This is a genomic window from Vibrio sp. 2433-A1, from assembly GCF_056726085.1.
Genome location: NZ_JBRESC010000007.1, coordinates 107,107 through 123,575 on the forward strand (window position 1 = coordinate 107,107; position 16,469 = coordinate 123,575).

11 protein-coding genes are annotated in these 16,469 nt (G+C 45.6%); 5 read left to right on the forward strand and 6 right to left on the reverse strand.

The features are described from left to right. Window positions 1-289 precede the first annotated feature (289 nt). Together recC and ACU01J_RS09240 are read right to left on the reverse strand one after the other, a co-directional pair. Window positions 290-3,754, reverse strand: a complete 3,465-nt coding sequence (recC, locus tag ACU01J_RS09235) for an exodeoxyribonuclease V subunit gamma (protein ID WP_481085432.1) — start codon at window positions 3,752-3,754, stop codon at window positions 290-292. 94 nt (window positions 3,755-3,848) lie between these two features. Then, window positions 3,849-4,817, reverse strand: coding sequence for a TDT family transporter (locus ACU01J_RS09240; RefSeq protein ID WP_481085433.1), 969 nt, complete (start codon window positions 4,815-4,817; stop codon window positions 3,849-3,851). A gap of 104 nt (window positions 4,818-4,921) precedes the next feature. Between ACU01J_RS09240 and ACU01J_RS09245 the strand changes: the two genes are divergently transcribed. From ACU01J_RS09245 to ACU01J_RS09255, 3 genes are all read left to right on the forward strand, one after another. Further along, a complete protein-coding gene (locus tag ACU01J_RS09245; protein WP_481085434.1) occupies window positions 4,922-5,815 on the forward strand; it encodes a LysR substrate-binding domain-containing protein in 894 nt (297 codons plus the stop codon). Window positions 5,816-5,917: 102 nt separating this feature from the next. Next, window positions 5,918-6,220 carry a YebG family protein gene (locus ACU01J_RS09250; RefSeq protein WP_053440613.1) on the forward strand — a complete coding sequence of 101 codons (303 nt, stop codon included), beginning with the start codon at window positions 5,918-5,920 and terminating at the stop codon, window positions 6,218-6,220. Window positions 6,221-6,364: 144 nt separating this feature from the next. Continuing rightward, window positions 6,365-7,108 carry a copper homeostasis protein CutC gene (locus tag ACU01J_RS09255; RefSeq protein ID WP_481085435.1) on the forward strand — a complete coding sequence of 248 codons (744 nt, stop codon included), beginning with the start codon at window positions 6,365-6,367 and terminating at the stop codon, window positions 7,106-7,108. 24 nt (window positions 7,109-7,132) lie between these two features. Here ACU01J_RS09255 and phoU read toward each other — a convergent pair whose 3' ends face one another. From phoU to ACU01J_RS09275, 4 genes are all read right to left on the reverse strand, one after another. After that, window positions 7,133-7,831, reverse strand: coding sequence for a phosphate signaling complex protein PhoU (gene phoU / locus ACU01J_RS09260; RefSeq protein WP_004413083.1), 699 nt, complete (start codon window positions 7,829-7,831; stop codon window positions 7,133-7,135). 195 nt (window positions 7,832-8,026) lie between these two features. Continuing rightward, window positions 8,027-8,845, reverse strand: a complete 819-nt coding sequence (gene pstB / locus ACU01J_RS09265; protein ID WP_481085436.1) for a phosphate ABC transporter ATP-binding protein PstB — start codon at window positions 8,843-8,845, stop codon at window positions 8,027-8,029. A 2-nt stretch (window positions 8,846-8,847) separates the two neighbouring features. Further along, a complete protein-coding gene (pstA, locus tag ACU01J_RS09270; RefSeq protein ID WP_481085437.1) occupies window positions 8,848-10,494 on the reverse strand; it encodes a phosphate ABC transporter permease PstA in 1,647 nt (548 codons plus the stop codon). Between the two features lie 23 nt (window positions 10,495-10,517). Further along, the gene (locus tag ACU01J_RS09275) at window positions 10,518-12,701 is read right to left on the reverse strand and encodes an ABC transporter permease subunit (protein ID WP_481085438.1); all 2,184 of its coding nucleotides are present in this window, start codon (window positions 12,699-12,701) and stop codon (window positions 10,518-10,520) included. Window positions 12,702-12,873: 172 nt separating this feature from the next. Here ACU01J_RS09275 and ppk1 point away from each other — a divergent pair, with 172 nt between their 5' ends. Both ppk1 and ppx read left to right on the forward strand, forming a co-directional pair. Continuing rightward, on the forward strand, window positions 12,874-14,970 hold the full coding sequence (ppk1, locus tag ACU01J_RS09280; RefSeq protein ID WP_481085439.1) for a polyphosphate kinase 1: 2,097 nt from the start codon (window positions 12,874-12,876) through the stop codon (window positions 14,968-14,970). Further along, window positions 14,954-16,453, forward strand: coding sequence for an exopolyphosphatase (gene ppx, locus ACU01J_RS09285; RefSeq protein ID WP_481085440.1), 1,500 nt, complete (start codon window positions 14,954-14,956; stop codon window positions 16,451-16,453). Before ppk1 ends, ppx begins: the two co-directional genes overlap by 17 nt. The last annotated feature ends 16 nt before the right edge of the window (window positions 16,454-16,469 follow it).

Here is a 16,469-nt window from a genome sequence, read left to right on the forward strand (position 1 = left end):
GCCTTTTTGCTGAAAACTTATGGATCCCGTGAGACATAAGTGTGATCCAGACTTAAAAACTGTTGTTATTCATATTTATCCTACAAAAGTTAGGATGTTATGCGATCTTTCTCACGGCAGAAGCTGTGTCTAGCCGTTAGTATGCGCGCCATGTGTTGAGCAGCTTTAACGTTGCAACAAACCAAAAGAATCATGGTCCCTCTGACCTGTGGCCGTACAGCGAACGCCCTACACTATAATGATTTACTGGCGGCCACCTACTTTCCTTACTGCTTTGTTTCCAAAGGCTTTATTGCATATCTTCATTTATCATCGCTTCTAAGCGTGCCGTTTGCAGCACTAGTGCACTCATAGTTCGCAAGTTTGCCGCCAGCTCATCATTCCAATTTGGCCAAATACGCGCAATGTACGGGTTATTTCCTTCACCCGCAGCCATAAAGCTGTCGTTGAATGTATCGGCCATCTTCTTGAGTGACTTCTCTTCATCATCCACCCATTTACCGCGACTAAATCCTGCCTCGACGCAAGCCAATGCTGTTTTAGGGAAATAAGCTAACGGCTCTGTCATGCCTTGATAGAACAAGCGGACTAACTCCGACAATAACGAGCGTGCATAACTTGCATCAGCTATTGGTGGGTAAACTAAGTGCACCACACCCTCTTTTTTGTCATAGCCAATCATATGGGTGCGTTTACTTTCACCCATTGCAGACATCGCTAGGTGATCGATCCACGCCGATAGATAGTCTTGTGAGCGTATTTTACCGCTGCGGTAACGGACTAGGCCTGACTGATAGTGCTGGGTTAGCCAGCCAGTTAGGTGGATTTGTTTATCTTCACCTAACACATCCAGTGTCAGTTTTACTTCCAAGTCATCATTGTCAGCGCCGCAAAGGAAAGTCAGTTTCTCCACCAGCTCTTCGGCTTGCACTCGATTGGTCTCAAACTCAATATCGCCAAACGCGCCAACGGGAAGTTTACCTTGCGCACGTTGCTCATCAACAAATGCTTTAATGATCGCTTTAGTATCCGAACCTTGGCCATTATCTAACTGACACTTGAGTAAGCTATCCAGTAAACCATCACGCATTTGATAGCTTTCCAAACCATTAAGTATAAATGGCTCGTCATCTTCCATTACCGGTAAAGGCGGCTCAAACATCACCTTTAAGCGGCGGTTAAAGAAGTACTGTACTGGTAAGCGCCAAAAGCGTTGCAGCTCAACCAGATCTAAATCAAGTGGGTAAGTCACATCAAGCAGGTAATCTTGCAGGCGCTGGTTAAACTCACCACTTACCTGACCTTGGCGGTTAGCGGCAGGAAGCCACTCTTTGGCATAGCTTGGCGAATCACCTAAAAAAGCACTGCTACTAAAAGGCACCATCGAGTGCTGAGTCAGTAACTCATCAAGCAGCTTTTCTCCTGACTCATCGCAGGCCAATTGCTCGTCACCCTCTAGGCAATAGTTCTGATGACAATACTCCATTAATTCCGACACTAGTACTGACGGCACTCGCTCAGTGTTGTCTTGAATCGAGCGGCCAACATAACTGATATACAAGGACTGCTGCGCCGAGAGCATCGCTTCTAAAAATAGGTATCGGTCATCGTCGCGACGAGAACGATCACCGGGTTTGGTTCGGCCATTCATCAGATCGAACCCTTCCGGCGGCACCGTTCGTGGATAGACGCCATCATTCATACCAAGCAAGCAGACTGCTCTAAATGGAATCGAGCGCATTGGCATCAAGGTACAAAAGTTTACTTGTCCGGCGAGAAAACGCTGACTAACCCGAGTGCCTGAGAGTTTATTTTGTAGATACTGAGCAATGATAGCTGGCGCTAATGGCTGTTCAAACGCGGCATCGCTAAGCTGCTCTTTTAGGTTAGCTAAAGTATCGCGAATCGATTTAAGCGCCGCTTCGCCTTCTAGTTCAACTTTGAAAAATGCATCAAGAAGCAGAGTTAATACTTCTCGCCACTCATCAATCGACTGCGTTTGTACTAGCTTTTGACGATACTCGCTGACATTTTCAATAAAGTGCGCCAGCTTACCCGCGAGCTCAGCACCCAAGCCTTGTACTTGGTTATAGGGGGCTAAAGTACCCGTTGATGACTCAAACAGACCTGCTGATTCTGGCATCGCATAACCTAACAGCATGCGCTCAATGCCAAACTGCCAGGTATTTTGCGCTGTTTCAGGCAGATCAAATTCATGCCCAGTGGACGGGTTCAGTCCCCATCGGATCCCTGACTCTTCTACCCACTGTTTGGCTAAGATAAATTCATCTTCGTTTAATTCAAATCGCGCCAATATTGCCGGTGTTTCCAGTAGCTCCAATAGCTCTGATGCTAGGCAGCGCGTATTCGGCAGATTAACCAGTTGCATGAAAGCATTAAGGATTGGGCTCTCTTGGTCAGCAGTTCGATCCGAAATCGAATAAGGAATAAAACGTTCACCCGGCGCATTACCAAATACCGCCTGAATCGCTGGGCTATAGGCGTTGATATCGGCGACCATCACTATGATATCGCGCGGCTTTAGACTCGGGTCAGCATCGAACATCGCAAGTAGCTGATCATGCAGCACTTCCACTTCACGCATCGGACTATGGCAGGCATGTAAGCTGAGAGATTTATCCCCTAGCGTGACCACTTGTTTATGTGAACTGCTCTCTAGCTGATGGTCATCTTGGTGCTCTTCAAGATTAAGGATATCGGCTTGCAATTGATGCAGCAGCGAATCGCGCTCGACATCGACAAAGGCTTCAATTTCATGCGACTCTAGCTGCGACAACAGATACATATTGTCACGGCCAAGCTTACCCATTGACGCCAATAGACTGTTACCAACCGCGTCAGTATGCAGCTCATCGAGTAAATTCTCTTCCAATGAACCTTTAAGTTGTTCACTCTCGCCGTGCTGCTCAGAATGGTCTTGATTCCACACCACATGTTTACGGTGTTTTGCCGCTAAACGAGCGAGAAACTTTCTATCTCGCACTTCACCCCAGTAGTAACGACATGGGTTGGTGAACATCAGATGCACATCAATATGCTCGCCAATCGCTTTTAACGCATCCATATAGCGCGGTGGCAAAGAGGTGATGCCGAATACAAATAGGCGCTTAGGTAAATGGTCAAAGTTACCCTGATAGTTTTCGAGCGTATCGATAAAGTGTTCGTACAAATTAGCACGGTGGTATGGCGATTGGCCTAACGCTAAGGTGTGATCATAAAGCGCTTGCCATAAGATTGGCTGCCAAGGGTGCTCTTCTTCTAGCTCAGCCACGGTTTGACCCGCTTCCCAAGCGGCTATCCACTCAGGGCGATACACTAAGTAACCATCAAAAATATCGGCGATTTTTTCTGATAGTTGATAGAGCTTAGAGCTGTCTTCATCTTGCTCTAGATAGCGTTTAAGTGGTTCAAACTCTGGCGTGTTGAGCATACCCGGCAAGATGTGCATCAGCTTCCAAGTCATCGACTCTTTATTAAATGCACTGCGCTTAGGCACATCTGGCAGGACCTCGGTAAACATATTCCAGATGAAAGTCGCGGGGAGTGGAAAGTCTATGTTCGCCGCTACCCCAAACTCTTTGGCCAACTCCATTTTTAACCATTGAGACATCCCCGGGCTTTGCACCAAGATTTGCTCTTTTTCAAATGGATTTGCTAGAGGGTTGAGCCGAACCAGCTCGACAAGTAGAGACTTTAAAACATCTACTTGGTTGGAATGGTAGACAGTAAACAAAATGCACTCACACTATTCTCGCCGTAATTAGGATTGAGATTAGCATAAGTGCACGGTTTTCTTGATAAATATAAGCTTAGAAAAGCTTAAAAGGTTACGCGTTACGCACTACATGTCGATGAGGCTGATAGAAGTGGAAGTAACGTGCTGCAACATAACCTACCACTAGCGTGGCAACCACGAGCTCTAACCCTGCAAGCCAGTGTACTTGCTCAACATATTGCTGCGCTACACCAACGCTTTCCATCCAAGCGGATAATTTAAATAGCGCTGTTGAGCCAATCACCATCGGGAAGGTAAAAGCCGCATAACCAGGGCTAAACGGTAGCCGTAATAGCTTAAAGAATGCGAGGTAAATAATCGCTGTCATTAATACCGCGATACCAAATAACACCCCAATAATCACTGGTGAAGGTTCTGCAGTCACGGTTAAGTAGCCTGCCAAAGAAAGGCTTGCCGGCGCGGCCATAATTGCCATGGTTGGTTTCGCTGCATCTGGCACTTCATGAGTAAACATAAAGCGATAAATCATCATAGGTAGCATCACCGCATAAGCCGCAATACCAAACACTAATGCTGCATTTGCAACCATTACCAAATGAAGATTACCTGAGAAAGAGACATCCGCCACTATGATACCGACAGGAGGCACGAACCAGCTTGGCACCATATGGTGCAGTTCAAAGCTCTGCGCACGGTGGTAAACGAAACTAGCAAGGAACACCACATGCAAACCAACAGCCGCTAGCCATACTAGGTCACCAGCCACAGGGTAAAAGTGCCCTATTGATGCAGAGACGACCATAGTACCCATCGCAAATGTTGGTACTACGCTCCCCACCACAGGATGCGCTAAATCTTCACGCAATAAGTGGCTATGAAATAGAAACTTCACCGCTAAGATTGCCAATAGTAGGCTGGCAATCGCTGCTCCGCCCCATTGAGCATAACCGTGAAATGGCGCGGCATTTTCCCAGCACCAACCTAAACTGGCAATCCCTAGCGCTAAGCCTGCCATTGGAGTGGGTGCTCCCATCACTTTTGCTTTTGCTGCTTGAATCATTGTTGCCTCTCAATCTCTTTAGTACAGAGCCAGTTTACGCTTGCTAATTGTTCGATAATATCTAATTATTTAAAACAGGTGTTCAAACAAACTTAACGAATCTTATGGCGACTAATATATCTCTCAAACAGCTCAAGGTGTTCATAACCATCACTCAGCACGAGACGCTCACTTCTGCTTCGGAAGCATTGTTTTTATCCAAAGCGGCGGTGAGTATGGCGTTGTCTGAATTAGAAAAGCAGATTGGTCACTCTCTGTTTGATAGGGTTAACAATCGCCTTATCCTTAATCAGGAGGGACAGAAGTTACTGCCATTAGCCGATGAGCTTATTGAGCGAGCGCAAGATATCGAGCAACTTTTCGATAATGACCAGACATTAACCGGAGAGTTAAAGATTGGTGCCAGTGATACGATAGGTAATCAGGTCGCTCCGTATCTGCTGCGAGAATTTCGCGCAGAAACTCAACACACATCACAAAGCTTATTTATCTCAAACTCAGCATTGATCTGTGAAAAGCTGATCGACTATGAGCTCGATCTAGCGTTGATCGAAGGCAAAACCCTTCACCCTCAGCTCATCTCAACTCAGTTTAGTGAAGACGAGATGTGCATCGTCTGCACACCCAATGACCCATTAGTTAGCCAACTGCCGCTGACCATTGGCGATCTTGAAAATAGTGATTGGATATTGCGCGAACCCGGCTCTGGCTCAAGAGAGTTCTTCTTACGCACTGTTGCTCCACGTATCGAGCACTGGCAAGAGTCCTTTCAACTGAATACAACAGAAGCCTTGATCAACAGTGTTTCGGCTGGGCTTGGGCTAGGTTGTTTATCAAAACTGTCGGCAGAACCCGCAATCAACGCAGGGCGAGTAGTCGAGTTGCGGCTCCCGCTAGATATGAAGCGACGCTTCTGGTTACTGGTCCACAGAGAAAAGTATCAAAGCCCATTACTTAAAACGTTTATCGAATACTGTCACCAATGGCGTAAAGACTGACCACTTAGATCTCAGAATGGGCGCTCCGCCTAGACTTAACTGGTCAAAAACTGTATAAACAGACAGTGAATATTTTCAATAATTTGAGTTAGAGGACCAACCATGGCTGTAATCGTCAAGTACGTGGTAGAACGCAACGGAGAAGAGAAAATGACTTTTACCTCTAAAGCGGAAGCTGACGCATATGACAAGATGCTTGATATGGCGGATGAGCTTTTTGAGCTACTGGGTAAAAGTGAACTGCTAGAAGATGAAGGCAAGAAAGAAGACTTGGCTATGTTCCTAGCACAAAACAAAGAAGAAGTGCTTTACGCTCTAGGTGCTAAACGCAAACCTGCGCCAAAGAAGCCTAAGAAAGTAGAAGCTGTTGAAGACGCAGAAGAAGCGCAAGACGACGCTGCATAACTTCACTCTTGCTCAAACGATTTAAACCTCAGCCTTTGCTGAGGTTTTTTGTTTTTGAGGAAACGAAAGCACTTATCTTTACCCTAATATCTTGCTCACAGACTGCTAGAATAAACCTTCACCTACCTAATTGAGTGCCTCTTGATGAAATACCACATTGAAGTCTGCATTGATAACCTAGAATCCTTACACTTAGCCATCGCAGGTGGCGCAACACGTATTGAACTTTGCTCCTCGCTCGCGCTTGGCGGACTGACACCAAGTTTTGGTTTTATGAAGAAAGCGGCACAAATCTCGACCATTCCTGTCTATGCTATGATCAGGCCGAGACAAGGCGATTTCCTTTACAATCAAGATGATATTGATGCAATGCTACTCGATATTGAAGCCGCTGCTGAGGCGGGTCTACAAGGGGTGGTATTCGGAGTATTAACAGCGGATGGGCTGATTGATTTACCACTCGCCCAACAATTGGCTGAACGCGCAAACCTGTATGGATTGGGCATTACCTTCCACCGCGCGATTGATCAAAGCAGTGATTGGCAGCAAGCACTTGAGGATATTATTAGCCTCGGTGCTGAACGTATCCTAACGTCAGGCCTAGCTGCGAATGTTGAACAAGGTATCACGACCTTAAAAGAGATGGTTGCACAGGCTGATGGACGAGTATCAATTATGGCTGGTGCAGGGCTCACCGCTGAAAATGTACAAGCGATTGTACATGCGACTGGCGTTAGAGAAGTTCACTTGTCAGGAAAGAGCACTCGCCCAAGCCATATGCTCAATATCAGTGAAGATGCAAAAATGGGTAACCAAAATACTGATGACTTCATCGTTCCAGTGACCAATAGCGCTGCGATTGAAAAAGTCGTCAAAGCTCTTGGTTAATCGGAATCACGAATACCTTTAACCTCAACGAAGTGCATCATCTATGCTCTGTTCGCCCAAGTGGCGAACATCTTTTCCTTTCACAAAGTAGATGATGTACTCACAAATATTCTGACAGCGGTCGCCTACTCGCTCAATCGCGCGTGCAGACCACATCACCTGTAAGATATTTGGAATATTCTTCGGGTCTTCCATCATGTAAGTCATCAACTGACGAATCACCGCTTCGTACTCAGCATCGATCTTATCATCGAGCTTGTACACTTCTGCCGCTGCATCGACATCCATACGCGCAAATGCATCTAACACTTGATGTAGCATACTGATCGCTTGGCGACATAATGGCTCTAGAGAAACTTGAAACTGACGCTCTTTAGAAGATGGGCTTTCGATAGCAACATAGGCGATTTTGGTTGCAACATCACCGATACGCTCGAGGTCTGTAATGGTTTTGATGATCGCCATAATAAGGCGTAGATCTTTCGCCGTTGGCTGACGTTTAGCAATGATGCGCGTACACGCTTCATCAATCGATACTTCCATTGAGTTTACTTTATGATCATCTCGAACAACCTTTCGTGCTAGCTCAATGTCTTCTTTGTGTAGTGCTTGCATCGCAAACGACAACTGTTGCTCAACCAATCCGCCCATAGTTAATACATGAGTTCGGATCGACTCTAGTTCGACATTAAATTGGCCTGAAATATGGCGCCCAAAATTCATAAATAAAGTTAGTCCCTTTTGCTGATTAATAGGAAACGTTGCGTATTAGCTAAGTAGCAAACTGTCATTGTTCTAAATAGTTGGAACTGTAACAAGGCAACAAGAAATTTCAGCCCTATGAGCATAGATCGTCTATGTGATTAGGGGGAAATTTCGCAGTTAACGCCGCTACGGTTTCAAATATGAAAAATAAACCTAGCCGTATCTACCAGTAATGTAGTCTTCCGTTTGCTTTTTCAATGGCGAAGTAAAAATAGAATCTGTATCTGAGTACTCGATCAACTTACCCATATGAATAAATGCAGTGTGATCACTCACGCGAGCCGCTTGCTGCATGTTATGGGTGACAATCACCACAGTGTATTGGGTTTTTAGATCGTTGATCAGTTCTTCAATCGTCAAAGTTGAAATAGGATCGAGCGCCGAAGTCGGTTCATCCAACAACAACACTTCCGGCTCTATCGCAATCGCGCGAGCAATCACCAAGCGTTGCTGCTGACCACCAGACAATCCAAATGCATTTTCATGGAGACGATCTTTCACTTCATCCCATAACGCCGACGCTCGCAGCGAACGCTCGACCGCATCATCAAGTGCACGACTGTTGTTGACGCCTTGAAGGCGCAAACCATAAACCACGTTTTCATAGATTGATTTAGGGAATGGATTTGGCCTTTGAAACACCATACCAACACGGCGGCGTAAGGTTGCGACGTCCACATCAGGATCATAGACATTCTTACCATGCAGCTTCACTTTGCCTTTAACGCGGCAACCTTCCACCAGATCATTCATACGATTGATGCAGCGAAGTAAAGTCGACTTACCACAACCCGACGGACCGATAAAGGCGGTTACCTGGCCTTTAGGAATGCGCATAGAAATATCACTTAACGCCTGCGCAGTTTGATAGTGCAGGTCTAACCCCTCAATCGAGATAGCCGTTAAATCATCACTAAGATTATTCACGTCTAACGGGGTCGGATAGCCAAGAGTTTGATTCACAGAAAACATGGTTAATCTTGTCCTAAGGTTCGGTATTTCTCGCGCAGGTTATTACGAATACTAATCGCAGTCAGGTTAAGACCGATAATTACCGTCACCAGCAATAAAGAGGTGGCATAAACCAGCGGTCGGGCACTTTCAATATTAGTCGTTTGGAAGCCAACATCGTAAATATGGAAGCCTAAATGCATGAACTTACGCTCTAAATGTAAAAATGGGAACTGGCTGTCTACAGGTAAGCTTGAGGCGAGTTTTACCACACCCACCAACATTAACGGAGCAACCTCACCGGCGGCGCGAGCTACCGCTAAAATCAGTCCAGTGATCATCGCAGGGCTTGCCATGGGTAAAACAATGCGCCACATGGTCTCAAACTGCGTCGCGCCTAGTGCCAAAGACCCATGGCGCACTGAGTTAGGAATTCGGGTTAAGCCCTCTTCTGTCGCGACAATCACAACAGGCAAAGTTAAAACCGCTAACGTCAGTGCTGACCACAATAGGCCAGGTGTACCAAAGGTTGGGGCTGGTAAGCGCTCTTGATAGAACAGTGAGTCGATTGAGCCACCTAAGGTATAGACAAAGAAACCTAGGCCAAATACGCCATAAACAATTGAAGGCACACCCGCGAGGTTAATTACCGCGACACGAATCAAACGGGTGAAGGCATTGTTCTTGGCATACTCGTGCAGGTAAATTGCCGCAATCACACCCAGTGGCATAACGATTACAGACATGATCAATACCATCAACACAGTACCAAACATTGCTGGGAATACCCCACCTTCAGAGTTCGATTCACGCGGGTCTTCGGATAAAAACTTCCACGCTTGCTTGCCCCAACGGATTAATTTCTCGCCCATCGACATTTGGTTTGGATACCACAAGTCTAAAACATGACTCAGAGGAATCCTCACTCTTTGGCCCGTCATATCTTCGACCAAGAGTCCTTGGTTTTCTAACTTGCCACGTAAGTTATCCAGTTTGGCTTCCACTTTAGCCAAAGCATCAAGGTACTGCTCATTTTTGATCTGGTATTGAGCGAGAAACTCCTCGTCTAGATTGTCATTCAAACTGCGCTTACGCTTTTCAAGTCTTAACCGTTCCGCTTGGCCGCTAATCACACGCACTTCTTGTTGAATCAAACGGTCGATTTCTTTACGCAGTGTCTGTGCATAGGCAAGGCCAGAGGTAATATCTTGCGTGACATCTGTGCTGATTCGACCATCAGGATGCAGGTAACCAACTGGTTGACCAAAGAAATCTCCGCCCCGAGTACGCTCAATCACCGCCCAGTGCTGCGGCAAGGTTGGAGGGTTTAAATCGATTTCGAGTAAAGAAACAAAATCCGCCGCATACAGATCGCGATTGGCGACTTTGATATTAACTCGCTTGGCTAGGCCTTTTTCTTTGACGCTTGTAGGTAAATCAATATCCATCTCACGAAGGTGAGTAATTGGCACGTACTCTTGCGAATAAATTTGTCCAACCAGAAGTTCGCCATCTTTGGTTTGCCATTGATAGAGCGGCGCAGGCCAAAAGTAAGAGAGACCTTTCCAGCCAATAAGCAGCAATAGCCCCAATACAGACAGCAGGCTGATACTTACTGCACCACCTGTTAGCCATATCCAAGGAGAGCCTGATTTTAACCACTTAAACACGTACAAGGTTTCCTAAATTTAAATTAGAGAGAGCGATATTTTTCGCGAAGGCGCTGACGTACCCATTCTGCTAACGAGTTCACCGCGAAGGTAAACATCAACAGCAGCAACGCCGCTAAGAACAAAATACGATAATGCGAGCTACCAACTTCGGACTCTGGCATTTCGACTGCGATAGTCGCCGAAAGTGTGCGCATCCCTTCGAGGATATTCCAATCCATAATCGGCGTGTTACCCGTCGCCATCAGTACAATCATGGTTTCACCTACCGCACGACCTAATCCCATCATAATCGCAGAGAAAATACCGGGACTTGCCGTCAGTAACACAACATGAGTTAAGGTCTGCCATTGCGTTGCACCTAACGCCAGAGAACCATCCGACAAGTGTTTCGGCACTGAAAATATCGCGTCTTCGGCAATGGTAAAAATGGTAGGAATAACGGCAAAGCCCATAGCAAAACCAACCACAAGCGCGTTACGCTGATCAAAGTCGATCCCTTTATCAGCTAAGAAAACTCTAACATCACCATTAAACAGCCAAGCTTCAATATTGCCACTTTGCGATAACACCACCACAGCAACCACCACCAGCACTGGCATCAAAATAGCCGCATGCCAACCATTAGCGAAGCGCCCAGTCCAATGCTTTGGTAATGCATGCCAGCCCATTCCTAACAAAATCGTTGAAATAGGTAAGAACAGCATTAAGGTTACAACCGCAGCTAAGTGTGTCTCGACGAATGGTGCAAACCATAATCCGGCTAAGAAACCAATAATGACGGTTGGTAACGCTTCCATCAGCTCGATAGAGGGCTTAACCACACGACGCATCTTTGGCGTCATAAAGTAAGCGGTATAGATAGCGCCAAACACGGCAATAGGAACTGCAAACAGCATTGCAAATGCCGCCGCCTTCAATGTACCGAACGCGATAGGCACTAAGCTGAACTTAGCTTCAAACTCGTCACTTGCGGAGGTAGTTTGCCAAACAAACTGCGGCTCAGGGTAACTTTCATACCACACTTTTTGCCACAAAGAGGACAGCGAGACCTCTGGATATGGATTGTCGATTTCAGCAATACTCAGCTCACTCTCTTTCACAGCCAGCAAGTAGTTTTCGTTTTGCGACATTGCCGCTAACTGAGGTGCTTGTTGGTAAGCACGTTTGAAAATCACCAACTTTTCACTGGTAGTGTAATGGCTTTGGACCGTGCCATTAATATAGAAACTGTAAAAGCCTTTACGGTAGCTGTCTGGCAATAAAAACTGCAATTCAGAGGCCAGCTTAAACTGACGAATATCAGTTAGAGAACGCTGCCCATCAGCCAGTACATCAAACCACTGCGAGACCAAACCATCTTTATGAGTTACCAGCAACGAATAGGCGCCGGAAAGAAGATCAATGTCCGTTACTGCGTGTTGTGGTTTGCCTTGGCTAAGATCGACGATTTCACGCACATTGAATCTATCGTCCTGCTTAGTAGCAATCACCAGTTCAGAGCCCGAGCGAAGGTAGATGGTTCGACCATCCGGAGTGACTAAGATTTGATCGAGCTGAGTAATAGGCTCGGCAAACTCATAACTGTGTGCACCATCATCACTTTGCCAGCGAACCTTTACTGTATTGTCTTGGTACCAACCAACTAAAGTGAGTTGCTTCTGCGTTGAGAAGGCAAATTTCTTAAGCTCGTTTCCTTCAACATGCAAATCAAACGGCATCGATTTATCCAGCACGTTCGGAGCAAACTCTCTACTTTCTTTCGTAAGTTCAGAGTCCATTCTCGGTTTAAATAACCGCACCTCACCCTGCTTGCTCGCAAAGGCATACCAACCGAGAGAGCTTAGTGAGCTCGCAAATAAACTGTTAGACGAAGCGACTTGCTCGGAAAGAACCGGCTGAGGATTATGATTAATCAGTGACCAGAAGTTAATCCTACCATCAGCAGAAATGACGAACGCATTTTCGCCATACTCATCAACACCTGCTGCAATTGGCTGGCTAACGCTAACCGGAATACTTCTGACATTGGGGGTGATTTTAGCGTCACTAAATAGCGGCAACACCATGATCGCTAGGTAAACAAAGATCAATACTAGAGCGGCCAATACGCCAACACCACCTGCAGATACAGTAAATCGAACTAACCGATCTTTGATTAGTCGCTTTCGATCTCGCTCTCGCAATGAGAATTCTGCTTGGGTCATTCCTGTCTCTTACCTATTTTCGTCCAAGGGTATAATATTTCTATTAGGTGACAATTATATTACAGTTCGCATTAAACAACTGAAAACAATGCAATAAAGTTTCGTAATAAAAGTGTCATATTAAGACCTTAAGTTGCTAACGCCCCCTTGTCATTCCGCAGAAGGTAAGATTATGAGTACAGAAAAGCTGTATATCGAAAAGGAGCTCAGTTGGCTCTCTTTTAACGAGCGAGTCTTACAAGAAGCGGCGGATAAACAAGTGCCTTTAATCGAAAGAATTCGATTTCTTGGCATATTTTCCAATAACTTAGATGAGTTTTATAAGGTTAGATTCGCCGATGTAAAACGCCGAATTCTGATCAATCAAGAACGTGGCGGCAACGACAACTCCAAACACTTACTGACCAAGATGCAAACCAAAGCACTCAAACTGAATGAGCGTTTTGATGAGCTTTACACCGAGCTGATACGTGACATGGCTCGACACGGTATCTTTTTAGTCAACGAGCAGCAACTCACTCCATCGCAGCAAAAGTGGGTAAAAAAGTACTTTCGCAAAAAGTTACTTCCCCACATTACGCCGATATTGTTACGAGAAGATATCGATGTTCTTCAATTTCTCAAAGATGAATACGCCTACATTGCTGTCGAGTTAAGTAAAGCCGAACACAGCCAATACGCCTTAATAGAGATCCCTACCGATCAACTACCACGCTTTGTCATGGTGCCTGAACAAAAAGGCAAACCACGTAATACCATTATCTTGCTCGATAACATCATTCGATACTGTCTAGATGAGCTATTCAGCGGATTTTTCGATTACGATGAACTCAATGGCTACGCAATGAAAGTAACGCGTGACGCTGAGTATGACCTCAATTACGAAGTCGAGCACAGCTTAATTGAGCAGATGTCTGAAGGGGTTAGCCAACGACTTACCGCCATGCCCGTACGTTTCGTCTACGAGCGAGAAATGCCGGAACAAATGCTGAACTTCTTATGCAGCAAGCTACAGGTATCCAATTACGACAGTCTGATCCCCGGCGGTCGTTACCACAACTTTAAAGACTTCATCAATTTCCCCAATGTCGGCAAACAGTACCTGGAGCACAAGCCCCTGCCCCCAATGCACTGCGCTGACTTTATCGGCTTTGCCAACACGTTTGATGCAATAAAAGCACAAGACATCTTACTCTATTACCCCTACCACACCTTTGAACACATAAGTGAATGGGTACGGCAAGCGTCGTTTGATCCTAAAGTCACCAGCATCAAGATTAACATCTACCGTGTGGCGAAAGGCTCTCGTTTAATGAAGTCACTCATTGATGCTGTCCACAATGGCAAGCAGGTCACCGTTGTGGTCGAGCTGCAAGCACGATTTGATGAAGAGGCCAATATCGAATGGTCCAAGGTATTAACCGAGGCTGGCGTTCATGTGGTGTTTGGCGTGCCTGGGTTGAAGATCCATTCAAAACTATTGCTGATTAGTCGCCGTGAGAATGATGAGATCAGTCACTACGCGCACATTGGCACCGGAAACTTTCATGAAAAGAACGCGCGAAGCTATACCGACTTTTCATTGCTCACTGCGGATTCAGAGCTGACCAACGAAGTACGCGGTGTCTTTAACTACATCGAAAAGCCATATCAAACAATTAAATTTCATCATTTAATTGTTTCGCCAAGAAACTCTCGTAAACAGCTGTATCGCCTGATTAACAACGAAGTCACCAATGCCCAGCAAGGCAGCAAAGCTGAGCTCATTATCAAGGCCAACAACCTTGTCGATAAAGGTTTAATTAATAAGCTCTATGAAGCGAGTGCAGCTGGGGTAAACATTAAGATGATCATTCGCGGTATGTGTTCTTTAGTACCCGGAGTTGAAGGGGTGAGTGACAACATTGAAATCATCAGCATCGTCGATCGCTTCTTGGAGCACCCACGGGTTATCATCGCCCACAACAATGGCGATCCTCAGGTCTATATCTCTTCAGCAGATTGGATGACTCGCAACATAGATCATCGAATTGAAGTCGCAGCTCCCGTGCGTGACGAGCGCCTGAAGCAACGCATTATTGATATCATTAACATCCACTTTACCGATACAGTGAAAGCGAGATGGATCGATAAAGAGATGAGCAATCAATATGTTCAACGTGACAACCAAGACAAAGTCCGCTCGCAAATCGCGATTTACGACTATCTTAAAAGCATAGAAAAACAAACCAAGAATCAGAAGCGGAAACAGCATGACGCAAACACATGACATTCGTGATGTCGCTGCCATCGACCTTGGTTCGAACAGTTTCCATATGGTGGTAGCAAAAGTCATTGAGCAAGACCTACAGCTAGTGAGTCGTCATAAACAAAGAGTGCGCTTAGCAGCTGGGCTAGATGCGCAAAATAACTTAGACAATGCCTCTATTGAACGCGGCCTAGAATGCTTAGCGATTTTTGCTGAGCGGCTGCAAGGATTCGATGCGCAAAATGTTCGAATTGCTGCAACGCATACCCTTCGTCAAGCCAATAATGCGCATATTTTCCTACAACGAGCACGTGAGATACTGCCGTTTCCAATCGAAATTATTCCCGGCGTGGAAGAGGCTCGACTGATTTATTTAGGCGTTGCCCATACCCAGCCACAATCGAAATCGAAATTGGTGATTGATATTGGTGGCGGTAGTACAGAAATGATCATCGGTCAGGGTTTCCAACCAGAACTAATTAACAGCAAACAGATGGGCTGTGTCAGTTACACCAAACGATTTTTTGCCGATGGTAAACTGTCAGCAGCTAACTTTGCGAAAGCGACTCTGACTGCCGAGCAAAAGTTAGAACCTCTCGCTCATCGTTATTGCCAAAAAGGCTGGGAAGTCGCCTTTGGTTCTTCCGGAACGATTAAAGCAATACGAGAAGTCTTAATTGGACTTGGCTACGATGATGGCATCATTACCCGCAAACGCTTAGCTAAACTGACCGATACTCTTTGTCAGTGGGAGAGCATCGACGATATAGAATTAGTGAGCTTAACGGCGGAAAGAAAGCCTGTTTTCGCCGCAGGTGTTTCTATCTTGCACGCGATTTTTCACAGCCTCAATATCGTTGAAATGCAGTTTTCTCAAGGTGCATTGCGTGAAGGGCTACTGTTCGAAATGGAAGAGAGGTTTAAGCGTACCGATATACGTATGCGCACCACTGAAAACCTCGCCAATAAACACTTGGTCGATTTAGAGCATGCCGCCAAGATTAAAGACCAAGCCAAACAATTTTTTCAGCAAGTACACGAGAACTTAGGCATAAAAACAGATTCGCCGTTGTTTGATCTACTTGAGTGGAGTGCATTACTTCACGAAGTAGGACTCAGTATCAGCTTGCAAGCCTTCCACCGTCATTCCGCCTATATCCTGCGTCACACCTATATGCCCGGCTTCAATCAAGAACAACAACAGGTCTTAGCGATACTAGTACGTTTTCAGCGCAAAGCACTAAAACTGCGCGAGATGGAGCAATTCACGCTATTTAAGAAAAAGCACATCATTGGCTTAATTCGTATTCTTCGTTTATCGATTTTGCTTAATGGTCAACGAAATAATGACCCACTTCCCCCACTATCGATTATGACTGACGAAGATAAGTGGGTACTCACTTGTTCAAATAAAGATTGGCTGACTAACAACAAGTTGCTGCATGCGGATCTCATCAATGAACAAGAGTATTGGCAGCAAGCAGGTTGGACTCTGATTTTCTAAGTAAAAAACAACATAA

What these genes read in the sequence shown, in the direction of transcription:
- ACU01J_RS09240 (WP_481085433.1), bottom strand. Translation starts at nt 4,817, where the DNA reads ATGATTCAAGCAGCAAAAGCAAAAGTGATGGGAGCACCCACTCCAATG.
- ACU01J_RS09245 (WP_481085434.1), top strand. Translation starts at nt 4,922, where the DNA reads ATGGCGACTAATATATCTCTCAAACAGCTCAAGGTGTTCATAACCATC.
- ACU01J_RS09250 (WP_053440613.1), top strand. Translation starts at nt 5,918, where the DNA reads ATGGCTGTAATCGTCAAGTACGTGGTAGAACGCAACGGAGAAGAGAAA.
- ACU01J_RS09255 (WP_481085435.1), top strand. Translation starts at nt 6,365, where the DNA reads ATGAAATACCACATTGAAGTCTGCATTGATAACCTAGAATCCTTACAC.
- phoU (WP_004413083.1), bottom strand. Translation starts at nt 7,831, where the DNA reads ATGAATTTTGGGCGCCATATTTCAGGCCAATTTAATGTCGAACTAGAG.
- pstB (WP_481085436.1), bottom strand. Translation starts at nt 8,845, where the DNA reads ATGTTTTCTGTGAATCAAACTCTTGGCTATCCGACCCCGTTAGACGTG.
- ACU01J_RS09275 (WP_481085438.1), bottom strand. Translation starts at nt 12,701, where the DNA reads ATGACCCAAGCAGAATTCTCATTGCGAGAGCGAGATCGAAAGCGACTA.
- ppk1 (WP_481085439.1), top strand. Translation starts at nt 12,874, where the DNA reads ATGAGTACAGAAAAGCTGTATATCGAAAAGGAGCTCAGTTGGCTCTCT.
- ppx (WP_481085440.1), top strand. Translation starts at nt 14,954, where the DNA reads ATGACGCAAACACATGACATTCGTGATGTCGCTGCCATCGACCTTGGT.